The 19,295-nt window shown below is 35.7% G+C and carries 16 protein-coding genes; 8 read left to right on the forward strand and 8 right to left on the reverse strand.

All coding sequences use genetic code 11. The annotated features are described in order from the left end of the window. The first annotated feature begins 344 nt into the window (after positions 1–344). A complete protein-coding gene (locus H5968_RS17830) occupies positions 345–719 on the forward strand; it encodes a hypothetical protein (protein WP_096569908.1) in 375 nt (124 codons plus the stop codon). A gap of 195 nt (positions 720–914) precedes the next feature. Here the strand turns inward: H5968_RS17830 and H5968_RS17835 are convergent, their stop codons facing one another. The 3 genes from H5968_RS17835 to H5968_RS17845 all read right to left on the reverse strand — a co-directional run bounded on the left by H5968_RS17835 (position 915) and on the right by H5968_RS17845 (position 4,586). Continuing rightward, on the reverse strand, positions 915–2,840 hold the full coding sequence (locus H5968_RS17835; protein ID WP_187041037.1) for an ABC-F family ATP-binding cassette domain-containing protein: 1,926 nt from the start codon (positions 2,838–2,840) through the stop codon (positions 915–917). 126 nt (positions 2,841–2,966) lie between these two features. Continuing rightward, positions 2,967–3,386, reverse strand: coding sequence for a DUF1824 family protein (locus H5968_RS17840; RefSeq protein WP_137667761.1), 420 nt, complete (start codon positions 3,384–3,386; stop codon positions 2,967–2,969). Between the two features lie 351 nt (positions 3,387–3,737). Continuing rightward, entirely contained in the window at positions 3,738–4,586 is an 849-nt protein-coding gene (locus H5968_RS17845; RefSeq protein ID WP_187041029.1) for a prohibitin family protein, read from the reverse strand. Between the two features lie 243 nt (positions 4,587–4,829). Between H5968_RS17845 and H5968_RS17850 the strand changes: the two genes are divergently transcribed. The 3 genes from H5968_RS17850 (at position 4,830) to H5968_RS17860 (ending at position 7,878) form a co-directional block, all read left to right on the forward strand. Further along, positions 4,830–6,638, forward strand: a complete 1,809-nt coding sequence (locus H5968_RS17850) for an ABC transporter ATP-binding protein (protein WP_187041030.1) — start codon at positions 4,830–4,832, stop codon at positions 6,636–6,638. Between the two features lie 138 nt (positions 6,639–6,776). Further along, a complete protein-coding gene (locus tag H5968_RS17855; RefSeq protein WP_222620715.1) occupies positions 6,777–7,202 on the forward strand; it encodes a hypothetical protein in 426 nt (141 codons plus the stop codon). Positions 7,203–7,257: 55 nt separating this feature from the next. Further along, complete coding sequence (locus H5968_RS17860; protein WP_096569898.1) at positions 7,258–7,878, forward strand: hypothetical protein; 621 nt, start codon at positions 7,258–7,260, stop codon at positions 7,876–7,878. 214 nt (positions 7,879–8,092) lie between these two features. Here H5968_RS17860 and H5968_RS17865 read toward each other — a convergent pair whose 3' ends face one another. Next, on the reverse strand, positions 8,093–11,980 hold the full coding sequence (locus tag H5968_RS17865) for a restriction endonuclease subunit S (protein WP_187041031.1): 3,888 nt from the start codon (positions 11,978–11,980) through the stop codon (positions 8,093–8,095). A 49-nt stretch (positions 11,981–12,029) separates the two neighbouring features. Then, positions 12,030–12,917: an alpha/beta fold hydrolase gene (locus tag H5968_RS17870; protein WP_187041032.1), complete on the reverse strand. Its 888-nt coding sequence runs from the start codon at positions 12,915–12,917 to the stop codon at positions 12,030–12,032. 127 nt (positions 12,918–13,044) lie between these two features. On the opposite strand from H5968_RS17870, the gene H5968_RS17875 reads away from it, so the two are divergent. From H5968_RS17875 to H5968_RS17885, 3 genes are all read left to right on the forward strand, one after another. Next, the gene (locus tag H5968_RS17875) at positions 13,045–13,356 is read left to right on the forward strand and encodes a carbon dioxide-concentrating mechanism protein CcmK (protein WP_187041039.1); all 312 of its coding nucleotides are present in this window, start codon (positions 13,045–13,047) and stop codon (positions 13,354–13,356) included. 59 nt (positions 13,357–13,415) lie between these two features. Continuing rightward, positions 13,416–13,766, forward strand: coding sequence for a carbon dioxide-concentrating mechanism protein CcmK (locus H5968_RS17880; protein ID WP_187041033.1), 351 nt, complete (start codon positions 13,416–13,418; stop codon positions 13,764–13,766). 897 nt (positions 13,767–14,663) lie between these two features. Continuing rightward, entirely contained in the window at positions 14,664–15,857 is a 1,194-nt protein-coding gene (locus H5968_RS17885) for a HetZ-related protein 2 (protein ID WP_096572743.1), read from the forward strand. Between the two features lie 88 nt (positions 15,858–15,945). On the opposite strand, the gene H5968_RS17890 is transcribed toward H5968_RS17885, so the two are convergent. Then, the gene (locus H5968_RS17890) at positions 15,946–16,437 is read right to left on the reverse strand and encodes a Dps family protein (protein ID WP_187041034.1); all 492 of its coding nucleotides are present in this window, start codon (positions 16,435–16,437) and stop codon (positions 15,946–15,948) included. Positions 16,438–16,519: 82 nt separating this feature from the next. Then, a complete protein-coding gene (locus H5968_RS17895; protein ID WP_096569893.1) occupies positions 16,520–16,783 on the reverse strand; it encodes a ParB N-terminal domain-containing protein in 264 nt (87 codons plus the stop codon). A gap of 183 nt (positions 16,784–16,966) precedes the next feature. Between H5968_RS17895 and H5968_RS17900 the strand changes: the two genes are divergently transcribed. After that, on the forward strand, positions 16,967–18,589 hold the full coding sequence (locus tag H5968_RS17900) for a SpoIID/LytB domain-containing protein (protein WP_187041035.1): 1,623 nt from the start codon (positions 16,967–16,969) through the stop codon (positions 18,587–18,589). A 109-nt stretch (positions 18,590–18,698) separates the two neighbouring features. Here H5968_RS17900 and H5968_RS17905 read toward each other — a convergent pair whose 3' ends face one another. Beyond that, positions 18,699–18,998: a ferredoxin gene (locus tag H5968_RS17905; protein WP_137667755.1), complete on the reverse strand. Its 300-nt coding sequence runs from the start codon at positions 18,996–18,998 to the stop codon at positions 18,699–18,701. Between the last annotated feature and the right edge of the window lie 297 nt (positions 18,999–19,295).

The following is a 19,295-nucleotide window of genomic DNA, read 5'->3' on the forward strand; positions in this document are numbered from 1 at the left end:
GGTACAAATTTTTCTCCTCAATTTTGTTGAGAGATTGATTGTATATTTGTATATATTTATGTAAATTTTCTGAAAAAACTTAAAAACTCAACGGGTTCTCAAACCTGTTCTGCATCTAGATTTGCCAATATTAACAAAACTTCATAAAGTTTTGTATTTCAATTTATAAAGAAAATATGTGGAAAATTAGATGAGAGCAAATATCAACTATATAAACATTCATAAGGGAGTGAACGGTTGTCAGATAGGAATATCTCAAAATTTGACGTAATTTAAGATTCTAATTATCAAGAATAATAGAGATTACGTCAGTATCTTGTTCTTTTCAAAAAGGACGACATTATATGACTAAATCACACCTTTCTCCAGATGATTTGCCTACCTATAAAACTACGCAAATCAGCGAATTATTAATGAGTCAACTGGAAGAAGTTACTAAAAAACGCTTTTTCCTAGCGTGTGAAAATACGGTGCGCGTCGTCTTATCCAGTTGCCATTGGTATTTTAAGGTTAATGGTGGTATTTTAATATTAATGATGGTTTGTCATGATATCGAAAGTTACCAAAATATCATGATTAATGTTCCCTATTTAGCAGATAAGTTAAAGCGTTTTGCTAATAAAGCCAAAATTAGTATTAGTTCACCAGTAAATAATGGTATCCCTTGGGTAATAAGTGTAGATCAACCTTGGCCTGGGGAAGACGTAAATAATTCTTAAATCAGGGAACAGGTGACAGGTGACAGGTGACAGGTGACAGTAAGAAGAAAATATCTCGTTCCTAGTCTCTGGCTAGGAATGACATAACAGAGGCTCTGCCTCTGCTTTAATAGAAGTCAGAGACTTATATAATTCATTCCCATACAGAGTATGGGAACGAGAATTTTTACTTCTGCCTTCTGCCTCCTGCGTTCTCTACGCATCCATTTCTGCCAATTCTAACCAGCGTTCTGTGGCTACATCTATAGCTTGCTTGAGTGCTTCTACCTGTTCATATAAATTTTGCACTTGGGTATATTTTCCCGGTGGCACATTTGCTAAAGCCTTTTCTGTTTCTGCTTTTTCTGTTTCTAATTGGGCAATTTTACCTTCTAACTGCTCAAATTCTCGTTTTTCCCAGTTAGATAAACGCCGACGTTTTTTAGTTTCTGTTTCTGGAGTTGGTGTTTTTCCCTCGGTGGTATTTTTCGCCTTTTCTTTACTATTAACTGCTTCCTGTTGTGCAGTTTCTTCAGCTTTTTTGTAATCTAAATAAACTGAATAATTACCCGGATACTGTCGTAAATTCCCACCTTCTTCTAGTGCAAAAATAGTATCTACAGTACGATCTAAAAAATACCGATCATGGGAAACTACAATTACACAGCCAGAAAAATCTTCTAAATATTCTTCCAAAACTGCTAACGTTTGCACATCCAAATCATTAGTCGGTTCATCTAAAATCAAAACATTCGGCGTACTAATCAGCAAGCGTAACAAAAATAAACGCCGTTTCTCTCCCCCAGAAAGTTTATAAATGGGTGCATATTGCTGATTTCCTGGGAACAAAAAACGCTCTAACATTTGGGAAGCAGTAATTTTTGTGCCATCAGCAATTTTGATAAATTCCCCTTCTTCCTTAACGTAATCAATTACGCGCTGATTTTCATTAACTGCTGATAGTAATTCTTCAGAATGTTGATCAAAATAAGCAATATGTATTGTACTACCAATTTCTACAGTACCGCTATCTGGGGGAATGCGTCCGGTGATAATATTCATTAAAGTTGATTTTCCAGCACCATTTCCACCAATAATCCCGATTCTATCTTCGGGACTAAATTCATAGGTAAAATCATTAATTAAAGTTCTATCATTGTAAGCTTTGGTAATGTTATTGAGTTCAATAACTTTTTTACCAATACGTCTGCTAACTGTAGAAATATCAACCTTACCCTGAACTTGTTTAAACTCAGTTTCGCGCATTGCTTGAATACGTTGAATCCGGGCTTTTTGTTTGGTGCTTCTGGCTTTTGGTCCTCTCTTTAACCATTCTAATTCTCGACGTAATACACCTTGATGTTTACGTTGACTACTTACAGCAGATTCTTCTGCTAAGGCTTTCTTTTCTAAATAATAGGAATAATTACCGGAATAGGTGTAAATGTCACCTCTATCAATTTCGATAATTCTATTAGTAACTTTATCCAAAAAATAGCGGTCGTGAGTAATGAGAAATAATGCACCACGAAAGCGATTTAAATAGCTTTGTAACCATTCCACAGATAAAGCATCCAGATGGTTTGTAGGTTCATCCATCAATAATACATCTGGTTCAGCTAACAAAGCTGTTGCTAGTGCTATCCGCTTTCTGTAACCTCCTGATAATGTGCCAACTTTCACATCAAAGTCAGCAATTCCTAATTTTGTGAGAATAATTTTCGCATTGGTTTCTAATTCCCATGCACCAGTAGCATCCATCTGCTGCATGACAAGAGATAAGCGAGACATTAATATAGAATCTTCGGGATAATGAGCTAATTTATCCGTCAGTTCTTCATATTCCCGCACTAAATTTGTATGTTCACCACTATCAGCAAATATCTGTTCTAAAACTGTGTGATTTTCATCTAATTCTGGTTGTTGAGGTAAGTAAATAATTTTAGCACCAGAGTTAGTTAAAATTTGTCCGCCATCAATTGATTCTATCCCAGCTATCATTTTTAATAATGTTGATTTGCCAGAACCATTAGTACCAATTAAACCAACTTTATCAGTGGCATCAATGCTAAATGTGGCATCTTTTAATATCTCTTTGATCCCAAAATCTTTTTTAACTGATTGTAATGTAATAAGACTCATACAATTTGGTAATGGGTAATGGGTAATGGGTAATTGGTAATTGGTGATTGGTAATTGATAATTGGTAATGGGTAATTGATTACTATTACCCCTCTTCCCTGTCACCTGTCACCTGTCACCTGTCACCTATCCAACAAATAAATCCAGGGGTAAATGTCCATACATTTCATTTACTCCACCTTCATAATAGGATTGACAAGAAACTAATACACCGCGATGATGTCCGGCGTAAGAATCTAAATAACACAGTCCATTTTTACCGTTTAATTTGATATAAACTGGACCTTCTGGGTGAGGTAAATTATCTGGTGCTTGATAACCGAAAGCGTGAGAATAGGTTTTCATTGCCAAAATTCCTTCTTCAGCTGTATCAGCACAAATCCCTAAAATTTGGTAATCAGACTGCTTAATAAGCAAAATTATTGCCTCACGGGTTAAGGCTTTTTCTAATGGCTTGAGAACTGGTGCTATATCTAAGCAGTTAAATTTGTTGAGGATTTTTTTGGCTTCGGAAATGGTGAGGTTGGTGCGGTTAGAAGTTGACATATAGCAATTGGATGTGTGAATTTACTTGGTTAGACAGGAAAAAGGTAAAAGTTAATAGAATTATAGAAGATTAAGGTATATTTCGTGAATTGAAAAATCAAATCTTCATGCTCTATATTTTATATATGTAAGTAAGTAAGTAAGCATTCAGCAGTCAGTAATCAGTAATCAGCTTTTGTTTCTAGTGAGACTGAGTTAATAAAAAGGATGCTCCAGTTTTGTCAAATTCCACCAGTGTTAATGATATCAATTTACAGCCTATTATGGTTTTCTTCTTTTTTGCTCACTCCTGACTCAAGAGGGCAACCACAGGGGGTTGCCCCTACTGACTCCTTGCATTTTTGATACAAATCAAGATTGATTTGATATTTTACCCAAGTTAAAAATAAAGGGAATACTGCCTTGGGAATTTTCACCCATAACAAGCACATTTGGCATTTGTGCGCCTCCTGTTTTCCAAGCTTCAATTGCTTCTTTTTGTAAAACTAATTGTCCTCCTTGAGCTTTGAGAGTTTCTGCTAACAGTCTTTGAGCTTCGGCTTTACCTTTAGCGCGGTTAATTTCGGCTTGGGCTTCTTGTTCGGCTTCTCTTGCTATGTAGACGGCTCTTTGCGCTCTCTGTTCCGCAATTTGTTTTTCTTCAACTGCTCGCGCAAATTCTGGAGAAAAGGTCAGATCAACTACGCTCGTATCTAATACGATTATTCCATATTTATCTAAGCGATCGCCTAATGCTGTATCAAAATCTTCTTTTAATTCACTTCTTTTGGTAATTGCTTCTTCTACTGTACGTTTTGCTGCTGCTATTTTAAATGCTTCCTGAGTCTGAGGAGCAATAATTTTAGAAACTATATTTTCTAATGTACCTTGTTTTCTTCTGACTTGAACTACTTGAATCGGATCAAGACGAAAATTAATGGCAAATCTCGCAGTTAAATTTTGCAAATCTTTGGTAGAACTTTCTGCGGGAACTTCAAATTTCTGCACCGTTAAATCATACACATCTATCACTGAGATAAATGGCGGTTTAATGTGGATACCTTCTGTTAACGCACCGTCTCTAGCTTTACCCAAGATGCTAATCACTCCCGCTTGTCCAGGATTGATAATGACAAAGGAATTTAACCCCAAAATCACTATTATTGCCGCTATTATTCCTATAATTGAAGTCTGTAAATTTCCAAGTTGTTGATTTTTCAAGGTTATATCTCCTTTTATATACTGGTTTTTGAGTAAAATAACACAAATTCAGTTAATTAAAACTAATATTTTCCCAAGATTTAGATTTTTAATGTTAATTTGGCTGAAAATAACCCACCTATAACTATTTTTAATTAGGTTTCTGAAAATACACTGCTAGTAATATAATTCTTCTATTGCTCAGGAAGCCAGATATATTACCTGATTTATGGTAATATTGGATGCACGCGACTTTAAAGGGCTGTGGCTACAGAAATCAAATCTCACAAAGCATCAAGAAAGCGTAGGCATTTTGTACATCCTCTGCAACGTCTACTGGACTATGGACATGAATATCAACGACAAATTTGGTTAGCTACTGGTGCTTCTATCCTCAATAAAGTTTTTGACTTAGCACCACCGGCTTTAATTGGTATTGCGGTGGATGTGGTTGTCAAACAACAAGATTCTATCATTGCTCAGTTAGGTATTAAAAATATTTCTGGGCAGTTCGCTATTCTATCATTTCTCACGGTCGTTACTTGGATCTTAGAATCATTTTTTGAGTATCGCTATAAGTTACTTTGGCGGAATTTGGGGCAGAATATTCAGCATAATTTACGTCTGGATGCTTATAAACACCTACAAGACTTAGAATTAGCTTATTTTGAAGAACGCAGTACGGGTGGTTTAATGTCTATCCTCAATGATGATGTTAACCAACTAGAGCGTTTTTTAGATGTGGGTGCAAATGATATTATCCAAGTGATTACAACTATTGTAATTATTGGCAGCGCCTTTTTTATTTTAGCTCCTAGTGTAGCATGGATGGCTATGTTACCTATGCCCTTTATTCTAGGGGGTTCGGTAGCTTTTCAGAAATTACTTGCTCCCCGCTATGCTAATGTACGGGAAAAGGTGGGTTTACTTAATGGCAGATTATCTAATAATCTGAGTGGGATTACTACTATTAAAAGTTTTACATCTGAAGATTATGAAGCAGCGCGGATAGAATCGGAAAGTAATGCTTATCGGGTTAGTAACGCCAAAGCAATTGCTTTTTCTGCCGCTTATATTCCCATTATTAGAATGTTTATTTTAGCAGCATTCACAATATTATTGATTTTTGGGGGAATGCAAGTCATAGCAGGTAATCTAGCCGTTGGTGCTTATAGTTCTTTAGTGTTTTTAGTACAATTGTTATTGTGGCCTTTAACCAGATTAGGAGATACTTTTGATTTATATCAAAGGGCAATGGCTTCTACTAATCGAGTTATGGATTTGTTAGATACTCCGATTGAGATTCATACAGGAAATATTAATTTACCGGTGGAATTGGTGCGGGGTGCGGTAGAGTTTCAAAATGTGACTTTTGCTTATAAAGATAGACTACCAGTAATTAAACATTTATCTCTAGAAATTCCCGCCGGAAATACCATTGCTATTGTGGGTTCAACAGGGTCAGGAAAAAGCACCTTAGTTAAACTTTTGCTGAGATTTTATGAAGCCCAATATGGTAAAATTACTCTTGATGGTGTGAATTTACAAAGTTTAAATTTACGAGATTTACGCCGTTGTATTGGTTTGGTTAGTCAGGATGTGTTTCTGTTTCATGGTACTGTAGCGGAAAATATTGCCTATGGTACATTTGACGCTTCCCAGGAAGATATTATCATGGCCGCGAAAGTCGCAGAAGCCGATGATTTTATTATGCGTTTGCCCCAAGGTTATGAGACAATTGTGGGAGAACGGGGACAAAAGTTATCTGGTGGACAGAAACAACGAATAGCTATAGCTCGTGCAGTTTTGAAAAATCCGCCAATTTTAATCTTGGATGAAGCGACATCGGCAGTGGATAATGAAACAGAAGCTGCTATTCAGCGTTCTTTGGAAAGGATAACAGTTAACAGGACAACAATTGCGATCGCTCACCGTCTATCTACCATCCGCAATGCTGATTGCATTTATGTCATGGAACATGGACAATTAGTAGAATCAGGAACTCATGAACAACTGTTAGAGAAAGATGGCGTTTACACCAATCTCTGGCGTGTACAATCGGGGTTAAGATAGATTTTCAGGAGTCAGGAGATCAAGAAGTCAGGAGTCAGGATTTCAAGGAGTCAGGATTTCAGCATTTTAATAAAAAAATATTTATATTTATCACCAATCACCAATCACCAATTACCAATTACCCATTACCAATCGATTATGTTTAGCAGTGCAAAACCAGAAACAGGGGATACCAAGTGGCGGAGACAATTAGATAAATTCGTCAAAGAAAATCAGCAAGAATTAGCTGCTTTATTTTGGGGATTGTGGTTAGAAAATGGCGATAGTCCAGGAACTATTGGTATTGATTTACAACCTCAGCCGCATTTTGTTTATTGTCCTCAAGAAGCGGTAGAAAAATTAAATGAGCGAGTGGAAAACCGACTACAAGAACTTCTAGGAATTATTGATAATAATAAACCAGAAACAGAAGTTTTAATGATTGGTATCGGTAAAGGAGAAATTAAATTAATTCAGTTTGCACCTGAACCAGCACCGCAAAAGTGTTTTGAACAAGTTGGTAAAGATGTAGATACTTTGTTGGATTCTTTGGAACAAAAGATGAGTGAACAGTTAGTAATTTAAGAAAGCAAAAAATCGCAACTTTAGAAATAAGAAAATAATTAAATAGGAGAAAATAATGCCTAGAAAACGTCTGACTGAATTATTACAAGAAGAAGCTCAAAAATTTACCCCATCTCCCGATGAAACTGCGATTGAAGTTACAGCAGAAAAAGTCTTAGATACAGAAGAAACAGCAGAAACAGCAGAAACAGAAATTTCTACATTTGAGGAAACCACAGTTAAAACACCCTGGGAAACCACTGCTAAACGCGCAAATCCTACTAAAGCAGAATTAGAAATTACCATCAAGAACCTACAGGAATCTTTGGAAAAATACCAAAATCAAGAAACTGCACTACAAAAAGAAATCACTGAATTAAAAACCGCATTATCTGAACATAAATCTTTATCAGAAAAATTAGGTAAAGAACTTTATGAAACTAAAAAAACAGCATTAAAATTAGCTGAATCTAATTCTCAACTTATAGAAGAAAATAATGAACTTAAAAAGCAAACAGTGAAAGAAACAGTGAAAGAACCTGTTAAAGAAACCGTAAAACAACCTGCAAAAGAAATTACTAAATCTTTAGCAGTTAATCCCAGAAAATCCTACAAACCACCAGAAATAATTGTAGAAAAATCTAAACCAGATACAAAAAAAGATGATTTCTCTAATAATACTTGGTTGTATGATTAGAGTCTAAATCAGCATTCAGGAGTCAGGAGTAAGCTGTTACACAGCTAAATTGTATAATCCTAATATTCTGAACTCTTGTTTAACAGGCAAGATGCCTGTTCCACTTATACAAATTAAATGCACAACAGCTTAAGAATATTAGACAAAGTTGTAAATTATTCACTGCTGACTGCTGATAGCTATTATTATTTGAATTTTCTTTTTCTCAAAAATATTATAAATATTTTTGTAATATTGCTTCTTTTTGTTGTGGAATAATATTCAATTCAGTTTCTAAGTTATAAATTTCAGCTTCTATATTTTGGATTTCAGTAGCAATTTTATTTTGTATTGATAATGATGGTACTGGAATTTCTATAGATTTAAGTTTTGTTGCATTGATATTTGCTTGATTAATAGATTTAGTAGCTTGTTCTTTAGCAACTTGCTGAAATTGATTTGAGTTCATTATGAAGTTAACAAAGAATGGATTGGCTTGGTTTGTATCAATTTTCAAGCGTACCAAATAGGAAGCAAAGCAATAATCACCTTCTAAGGTGAATATTCCTGTTTTACCTACTAACTCAATACTATTAGTACGATTAAATAATATATCACCTGGAGCCAGTTTAAATTTATCAAATTCTTCTGGAGATATATCAACATATTTCATTTCTCCACCATCAAACATTTTACCTTCTATAATTTCATTCATACGGAAAATTTTATATCCTTTGTCTTCCGTGTTCATTTGTTTCGATATTCCATATTGGACGTTTAAACATAGGTTTCCTATTGGTTTTCGGGAAGAGTTAGATGTATATATTTCATCTACTTTAACTTTCATTTGATTTTTATAATTTTCAATATTATCTCTTAATTCTTGTTCTCTATTTTCTAATACTTCAATTTCTTGAATAATTTGTTCTTGTACTTCTTTAGTGGGTAAAGGTATTCTATATTTTGATAATTCGCTTTTTGAAATTTCTGGGTAAGTTAATCCGGTTGCTAAACTTGCTATATTAGCAGATTCAGCTTTTAGAATATAATATAAATATTCATAATGAATTTTACTTTCATCACAAATAAAATTTTTGTATCCTTGATTTGTGCAAGTCACAACTTTAGCAATTGTAACATCTCCTATTGTTGCTCTAGTTGACAATATCACAGTGTTAATAGGTAATAATTTAGCACTGCTGTTTTCTAATCCTGTTTGAGTGATTTTTCTTTGAGTAGAATAAAGATATTTTTGCTTAGTATCTACCAGTGTAGCCCAATTAATATTACCATCCCAATACTCTGATTTATTAGTGCTAGGAGTTCCTCCACTTTCAATTTGTGCTACACTTCCCAATCTTACTAATGGCCACTTTGTTATAATTTGGTGCTTTTTTAAAATTGATAAACTAATTTGTTTTTCAAATTCAACCCTTTTAAAATCAATACAATCAACTAAATCAACTAGAGAAATATAATCCTTAACAGCATCAGCCGGATTTTCTATATTACCTAAAAAAGACTGATAAATATAATAATTTACCTTGTCAGAATTAAATAGATTATCCTCATCATATAAAGCAGTTTTATCTTTATCTTCACCATCTCGATAAACAACCATTCCTGCTTGTCTTCCTTTCTTAAACTCATAACCTAAAAATTCTCGATTACTTTGAATATCATTAGCAGATTTGACAATAATAAACTCTTGTTCATAACTCAATAAATAATAATAAAACTTTTCCTTTTCAATAGGTAATACTTTTTCATAAAATAATCTTTCAATTCTCTCCTGTTGTTCCTCTTTTGTTAAAGATTTGAAATCTTTACGTTTTTGTAAATTTTTAACATCTGTTAAATTGTCAAACCAATGACGATAATCTTGATACCATTCAGTTGCTTTGATAGCATCATTACTACTACGTCCCACAAAAGTTTTATAATCATCAAAATCTAAACCTAGATAATCAACATAACTTCTAAATAAAGATTCACTATCTATAAAATCATGGGGACGTTCTCTGTTATTAATAATATAATCTTCAGCTACATAATTATAATCATGTTTCCAGCGAGATTCGCGCTTTTCCATAAATAAAACTATAGTATTTGTTCCTGTAGCCATAAAAGCATTTGAGCCTAATTCGACTATAGCTTTAATCAGAAAATTTTGTAATATGATCTCTCTAGCACGAGCATAAATACCTATATTGTTTAAAATAGAACTTGGTAAAATAATACCTGTTTTTCCTCCTGTATGTAATAATTGGGCAGTTCTTTCAATAAATAAAGCTTCAATTTCTGATGAACTATCAGTTAAAGATTCAAAAAGTGTATATTTATCTTTTAATTTTAAAGCATGGGGTTTAAATCCATGAATTGAATAAGGAGGATTAGCAATAACTACATCATAACTAGGCGCAAGTTGACGTTCTCTTTCGTTATAATCTTCTAAACCATCACCAAAGAAAATATTAGCTTGTCCATCTCCATTCATAAAACAAGCTACTTTAGCAGTACGGGCTAAACGATAATCTTTTTCAATTCCAAAAATAAATTTTTCCGCCCAATCTGATGATTCTTGATATTGTCTAATATATCTATTAATATCTTTAGTAAATTCAGGTTTAATTGTATCAACAATATTTTGTATTTCTTCAATTGCTTCAACTAAAAAATGACCACTACCACAAGCATAGTCAATTAAATAAGGTAAAAAATCTACTCTTTCTTGATTTAATTTAGCTTCTATTATTTCTCGTAAAGGAAGCGACTTAACAATAAACTTCGCGATAGGTAATGGTGTAAAAAACTGACCTTCAGATTGCTTATAACCTGCATCTAGTAACTGTTCAAAGAAATCCCCTAAATATTGCTTTTGATATTTCAATCCATTGTTATCGTTATAAAAATATCTAAATTTCTTATATTGCAGTAAAGTAATAATTTCATTTAATACTTTAGCATTTTCCAAAAATAATTTTTCATTGTGAACTTCTTTAAAAGCAAATTCATTATTACTATAAAATTTTAACTCTCGTAATATCTGTTTCAGTCTTTCTTGTGTGGTTTGTATAGGAAAATTTCTCACTAATTCATCAATATATTGCTCAGAATAATACACAATTTCTTCTTTGAGAAATTCTCTCATTCCTTTTGCATATAGTTTTTGTAACCTTTCTTGTATCTGTTCAGGAGTATCCTTGCTTTCAATAATTTGAAAGTCAGTAATATCATTCTCATTTTTTTGTTCATCAACAATCTTACATAAAATTAAAGATAAAATTCGGTTAAAAGCATTTGATTTATCACTGATATTATTATGACGTAAGATTTCTTCAAATTGATTAAATAATTTACGTCCTTCTCCTTCAGTAAAGGGTTGTAAATCTTTTTTCTTAATGGGTATATATTCAGGATTATAAGCTTGCACTTCTGGATCAAAAATTCCATTAGGTGCAAAATAGCAGTTAAAGTTTTCTTTCCAAGTTGTATATAATTCTTCTGCTGTTTTAGCCTCTTTATAGCTTTTTATTTCTTCTTTGCTTTCTGCTAATAACCTGAGTGTTTCTTCTCTATCCTTAATTTGGATAATGGCATTTTCATAAACAACTAAACCATCATCATTAAGTTGTGAGGTATACAAGCACAAAAAGCGAGTATTTTTATCTTGCTGTAAATAAGAAAATAGTTGTCCACCATTTTCGATCATCCGATTTTTTTCTTTTTCATATTCTTTACCCCAGGTTTTACATTCAATGATAATTAAAGATTTTTCTTCTCTATCAAAAACTGAAATATCTGATTTTCCACTTTTACCAGTACGTCCTAAAGGAAATTTACGTTCCAGAACTAAATGTTGAGGTTCATAACCTTTTTCTAATAATCTATTTACGCATTCTAAAACAACAAAATTCTCTGGTTGACTAAAGTTAGATGTGGTTTCATCCTCAACTGTAATTTTATCCCCATAATCAATTTTTTCAGTAGCAAAATTAACTTTAATTACATAGTTCTTATGGTTGGGATAGGTTTTGATGTAATTATGCTGCTGAAAAATATCCGCTTCTTTTTCTATAAATCCTAAATGAGAAATAATAGCTTTTATTTTTGTTGTATCCATATTACTTAATGTTTATTAATACAAAATAATGGGTGCTTATCCTCAAATCTTAATTGATATATTCTAAAATATGTTGTGCTGTAATTTCTGCTTTTTCCAAGTGGGGAATATGACCACAATCTTTAATCCAAATTAGCTGACTTTGGGGGATAGCTTTTTTAAATTTGGGAGCATCCTTAGTTCCTAAAATTTTATCACTATCACCCCATAAAATTAGGGTTGACTGTTGAATTTTTGCCAATTGCGGAAATTTAAAAGCACTGTAACCACCGCTTTTAGTAAAAGCAATTAAAGCTTGACTCCAATTAGGCATTTTTAAATGTAAATCCCCGCAACATAAAGCATCCTTATTGATTAAATCGGGGTTTTTATAAGCACTGCGACAAATGCGATCGCGCACTTTGGGATTCCGTAAAAACTCCGCTGCTAAATTATATAACTGGGGAATCATTAATTTACTTAATGCTGAACCACCTTTCAACCCAGCACTATCAATTAATATCAATTTTTGCACCACTTCCGGGTAAGTGAGGGTAAAATCTATCGCCGCAGCACCACCCATAGAAGCACCAACCAAAATCACAGTTTGGTTAATCAGGGTTTTCCAGAAATAATAGAGATGAGTTTTAATAGCTAAGGGACTATAAGCAATATCCGGTTGTCTATCTGTAAAACCAAAACCCAGTAAATCTACTGCCCAAGTTTCATTGTTTTCAGCCAGCAGGGGTAAAAGTCGGCGATACTCTAAAATCGAACTATCAAAACCATGAACCAATAAAATTGGAGTATCGCCACTACCTTGATGTACGTAAGTAGTGGTAATAGGTTCAGGACTTAAAGGAGTAGCAATGTCTTGACTTTGGATACTTTGAGCCAAGGCAATAGAAGCTGGTTCTGTCAGCTTGTCAACAGCAGCGGGTAAAAAACTTGGAAACATAAACATCAGTTTACATTATCTTGACCACCGACTACTGACAAAAAGAAAATTTCCCCAAATGAAAAAATGGGGACCAAAGCCTCGTACAATAAATATCACTTATTCTGGATTTCTGGAGAGTCAAGCCATGCCAATGGCAGTTGGCGTAATCGAAACTTTAGGTTTTCCCTGTGTACTCGCAGCAGCAGACGCGATGGTTAAATCTGCCGCTGTCACAATCGTATATTATGGCATCGCAGAAAGCGGACGCTTGTTAGTCGCCGTCAGGGGACAGGTGGCGGAAGTTAAAACAGCAGTTGCTGCGGGAATAGCTTCTGGAGAAGAAGTTTATGGTGGACAAGTGATCACACATTATATAGTTCCCAATCCCCCGGAAAATGTGGAAACGATTTTACCCATCCACTTCACTTCCAAATCTGAACCTTTTCGGATGTTTTAAGCAAATTTGCTATCAAAATAACTTGTAGCAGATAATTTTATTCATAAAGGAGATTAATAATGTCACTACAGGCCGTTGGATCTTTAGAAACAAAGGGTTTTCCCGCAGTCCTAGCAGCAGCAGACGCGATGGTAAAAGCTGGACGAGTTACCTTAGTTGGTTATATCCGAGTAGGTAGCGCCCGGTTTACAGTGAATATTCGTGGTGATGTTTCTGAAGTTAAAACCGCTATGGCCGCTGGTGTGGAAGCAGCAGAAAATGTCTATGGTGGTACTTTAGAATCTTGGGTAATCATCCCCCGTCCCCATGAAAACGTCGAAGCTGTTTTACCTATCGCTTATACCGAACAAGTCCAGCAATATCGAGACTCTGTAGAAAATCCCATCGTCAGATCATCCAGCGGTAGATAAATACAGGGAACAGGTGACAGGTGACAGGTGACAGGTGACAGGTGACAGGAAGAAAAAGATTCTCCCCCAATCCTACACCCTACACCACACACCCGATAATTGACTACGGACTAATAGCTATGTATTCAAAAGCAATAAATTTTTAGTTCTCTTACTGCCATATCCAGAAATAATTACTTAAACTCAGTGATCTCAGTCACAGTAAACCTATAAACTATTTATAGTAATATTCTGAATACTGAGATTGAGTAAGAGTTCTGCCCTGTTCTGCCCTTTTACCAAAATAGCTCCTGACTTTTGTAAAGAAATGATATTTGGATACAAAAATCTAAAGCTTTGATTAATTTTACTCAATAGTTTCCCTGGGGAGAAATAATTGTAATTGTGAGCATATCCAAATAATCTTTGTTTTTATGAAAGATGTGTAAACAGCAAAACTACTTGACTTTTCTGACTTGACTTTTCTTATTGTCTAATAAATATCAAGACTGGTAAAGAAGTGAACGCAAAAATAACGAGAGAAAGCTGAAACTTAGACAGGTTAATTTTCGTCAGAGACTCATAATTAATCTTTTTTACCTTTGGAAGTAAGCATTCAGCCGTTAGCCGTCAGCCGTCAGCAAAAGTCACAAAGAACACAAATATCAGCCTGTGAATTTCTCTGCTCAAAGCCTGGTAATCTAGTAAAATTATGATTTTATTAACAACCAGTCTATTTACATCTGAAAGCTGATTACTGATTACTGATAGCTGAATACTTACCTTTGGACTAACAAAGTGAAATACCTAAACTAAAAATTCAGCTTTCGGATCAAAAATCAATGAGCAAGATTTTTTGAGAAGTAGTTTGCGTATTTTGAGAACAAGGGCAGCTATTGGTTAGTAATTTAAGTGGGTATAGGGGTTGTGATGCAAACTTTAAAGCCGAGTTTCGAGGAGCGCAATCTCACTATGGAAACGGATGCGGCACACTTAGCGCAATATTGGCAAAAGCGACTCGCTGCTGAATGTCCAGAACAAAGTGAGGGCGCTAGACATAGTATTTTGCTTTGGCTTTTGGGATCAGATGTCAAAAGATTTGATTTACTCACCCCAAAAGAACTGGAAATAGCTAAACAAGCAATGGAATATCGCTGTCGGATTTTACAGCAGCGATACTTAGGAATGGGGCGAGAACGTGCTTATCGTAACCTGATTAATCGCTTGGGAAGCGTGATGACACTGAGAAATAAAATTCAAACTTGGGTGTCTTTAAGTCGCGATCGCCAGCGCAGTGTGGTCGATGTATTACAAGAAGTTCTCCAAGAACTGCTGCAAAGTGATTCATATATGCAGCAACAAATGTCTGCCATTGCCGATGTCACCACAGATAGAAGATTACAGGATACCTTACTATTTGCCAGCATCGAAGAATATTGTTTGCGTCCAGTACGTAATCAACCCCTCTTGGCTTATCGTTTTGTTAACTACTTGCGACGGGTTCAGCGTGGTGGGCTAACCCAAGTTCCAGCTAACGACTTGATTCGATTGGTTTCTGATGAAGTGCTGACAGAAGATACAGATAACCCCCTGAACTTGGTAGATAATCAGGCGATCGCCCAATATCAAGAAGCACAAAAATTAGAAGAGCAACAATCACTACGTCAAGCTGTATATCAAGAATTTGCCCAATACTTACTGGAAAATCTGGGACAAACCGCAGTAGATTGGCTGCAATTATACCTCCAAGGCAAAACTCAAGAAGAGATTGCCAAAAAACTCAATAAGCCAATTAAGGAAGTATACCGACTGCGTGAAAAAATTAGCTACCATGCTGTCCGCGTTTTTGCCATCAAAGGTCAATCAGAACTAGTAGAAAGCTGGCTCTCAATTTCCTTACAAGAACACAATTTCGGTTTAACACCAAACCAATGGCAGCAGTTGGAAGAAAAAGTCACTAATCTGGGCAGACAGATTCTCCAGTTACGCAGAGCCGGTCACTCTATAGAAGCAATAGCCCAAAATTTACAACTCAAAACCCATCAGGTTATGGGTGAATGGACTAAAGTCTATCTGGCCGCTCAAACTTTAAGAACAAAAGATTCTCTTTAAATTTCGCAACTTTGGGGTGAAATCTTCATCAGGCATAAGGCAAGGGGTATAGATTTTTGTTGTTTATTATACCCCCTTTCCTCAATCTTTATTCATCTAATAAACTTCTCAACATCCAAGCTGTTTTTTCATGCACTTGCATTCTTTGAGTTAACAAATCTGCACTAGGTTCGTCATTAACTTCATCTACCAAAGGAAAGATCGATCTTGCAGTTCTGACCACAGCTTCTTGTCCTTCTACTAATAACTGGATCATTTCTTTGGCTTTCGGCACTCCTGGAGTTTCTGGAATGGAACTGAGTTTGGCGTATTCGCTATAAGTTCCTGGTGCGGGATAGCCAAGCGCCCTTATTCTTTCAGCTATTAAATCAACTGCTAAGGCTAATTCTGTATACTGGGTCTCAAACATCAAATGCAATGTTTGGAACATGGGACCTGTGACGTTCCAATGAAAATTATGAGTTTTTAGATACAGTGAGTACGTGTCAGCCAATAAGCGAGACAAGCCCTCAGCAATTTTGCCTCTACTCTCCTCATCAATACCAATATTTAGATTTTTGACATTTGTTGTCGATGACATAATTTTTTGCTCCCAATAACTAGATTAAAGTGCTGGTTGTGATTCGTTATTTCGCTATCCTACTCGAAGCCTACACCCCTATTTATGCTAGGTGCATCTTCAGCACACTCGGAGTAGCTTTTCTGACTCTAGCTAAAATCGTTTCTTTGCCTAGACGCTGACAAGCTTCATAACGATGGCAACCAGAAAAGCCATAATAGCTTCCATCTACTTCTAGAACGTCTATCGGTTCTTGTTGCCCAATTTCTGCTATTGATTCCATTAGTTGCTTAACTTTCGCTGGATCGTTCTGACGCGGTAATGGGCGTTGAATTTGATTTAAAGGAATTTCTTGAATTTTTACCATAGAAGTTTTGCTGATGAGTTTTCTATCTTAACTAAATCATAATCATTATGACTTCGATTTGCAACTATTTGAGAAAAAAAAGGTAATGATATGATTGAATGGCATCAACAACAAAGCAAAATCGCTACAAAATTCCTTAAAATTTGCCTTAAAGCCTCACTGTGGTAGCAAAATCAGGTTTTCATGAAAATCTTTTTCTGGCGTTCTTCCTACAAAATACTCACCACATTCTGTTTACTGGGACTGACTGCTGCATCAACTCCTGTCAACAATAACCCAGATGTGGAACTGAAAATTGGTATTGTCCAGCGATTTGGATCTACACCTACTGCTAAATTAAAATTGACACCGACCAAAGGCGATCGCCTAAAGCTAAAATGGCAACAAGGTCATCAACAGCAAACCCTAGTTACTGCCAACCCCATCCAACTGGAAACCGTCATGGAGACTTTGCCTCAAGCAAAAGTGCAGGAGGTATTAGTTTTAGGCAACTATCGCACCTTTGAAACAGCAGAAGACAGCGCCAGAAATTGGCGTTCTCAAGGTGTAGAAGTGGAAATAGCTCAACCCGAACGCTGGCAAGTATGGGCAAAACGAGAAGTTTACAGCAGCCCTTTATTACGGCGTTTGTTGTTACAGAACATACAAGCATCAGGACAGACACTACCATATTTAGATACACAAATTCTGCAACAAATACCGCGAGTCGGTTGGGAAATTAACGGTAAGCGATACAGCAATAATTATTTAGAAATTACCACAGATAAAAATTTAATTCGGTTGAATACAGGCACAAAGCCTGAAAATGCTCGTCTTTTCCCAGGGAGATTGAAATTACAGCCCAATGCTTATGGTAGCTACTCCTTAGTCAATCAAGTTCCTTTAGAAACATATTTACGGGGAGTTTTACCTTATGAAATTGGCACAAGAGCGCCCCAAGCGTCCCTAGAAGCTCAGGCTATAATTGCCCGCACCTATGCCCTGCGGAATGTACGCAGATTTGAAGTTGATAACTATCAATTATGTGCGGATACACACTGCCAGGTTTATGATGGACTAAATGGCGTGGCAAAAACCACAGATCAAGCGATCGCTGCCACCAGGGGCATGGTATTAACCCATAATAACGAATTAGTCGATGCCCTCTATTCTTCAACCACAGGTGGAGTTACAGCTTACTTTAGCGATGTGTGGAATGGAGAAGATCGTCCTTATTTGCGTCCAGTAGTGGATGCAGCTACAAATATTTGGGACATATCAAAAAATAATTTAGCAGATGAAAATAATTTACGGCAGTTTATTAACCTGAAACAAGGATTTAATGAAAGTAAATGGGATGTATTCCGCTGGAGCAAACAAACTAGCTTAGAAGATATTACCAAAGACTTACAAAAATTTTTGCGGGCAAAAAAGAGTCCATATAGCAAATTCAAAACCATTGAAGCTATGGCTGTTACCAAGCGCAGCAACAGCGGTAGAATTTTAGAACTAGCTGTAAAAACCGATATTGGCGTTTTCACCTTACATAAAGATGAAGTTCGCAGCGCCTTTGCGGCTCCCCGCAGTACACTATTTTATTTACAACCTCTCAACAAAGGTACACCAGGGATCTGGGGATACGCTTTTATTGGTGGAGGTTTAGGCCATGGAGTAGGGTTAAGTCAAACAGGCGCTCAAAATTTAGCCAAACTCGGCTGGCCAAGTGCTAAAATTCTTCAGTTTTATTATCCGGGTACAGAACTTAAAATACTTGGTAACGAAATTCAACCTTTCTTAACATCTTCAGATAGCAAAACAGGTAGATAATTGCGGTAAGCTAGAAATAACAAGAGAAGAAATTGATACAAAACATCCACCGCTGTACTGCTGTAACAGTAAGGCGGTGGTAAGTTCTCAAAAAAGTAAAGTTCGACTTTTAGTAAAGTTCTTCTTCTTTGTGTGTTTGGATTGTACAGTCAGAAGTTGGGTATGCAACACAAGTCAAAACATATCCAGCTTCGATTTGATCATCATCTAAGAAAGATTGATCAGACTGATCAATTGAACCAGAAACGATTTTACCTGCACAGGTAGAGCAAGCACCAGCGCGGCAGGAGTAGGGAAGATCAAGACCTGCTTCTTCAGCAGCGTCTAGAATATATTCGTCGTCTTTAACGTTAATTTCGTTAGTTGTACCTTCAGCTTCGTTGATTAAAGTGACTTTGTAAGTAGCCATTTAGTATTCCTCTCTTGTAACAACGGCAGTATAAGCTATATTTCAGCAAAATCGGCGGCTGACCTGAAAGGATGAACCGTTGATTTTTATTTGCTTCAATTCTGATACTACGGGAAAATCTCAACCTTGTAACGGAAATTTGACCACGATTAGTAATGAAATTTAGTTACTTATTACCAATAAGTTTTAGTTATGTAAAATCATCATTGCGACAGATGGCGACGACATCTTTGAGGGTATGATTTTTGTGGTTGCACTGGGGACTGGGGACTAGGGACTAGGGACTGGGTAATCAAT

The sequence above is a fragment of the Sphaerospermopsis sp. LEGE 00249 genome (assembly GCF_014299995.1).
GTDB classification, from domain to species: domain Bacteria; phylum Cyanobacteriota; class Cyanobacteriia; order Cyanobacteriales; family Nostocaceae; genus Sphaerospermopsis; species Sphaerospermopsis kisseleviana.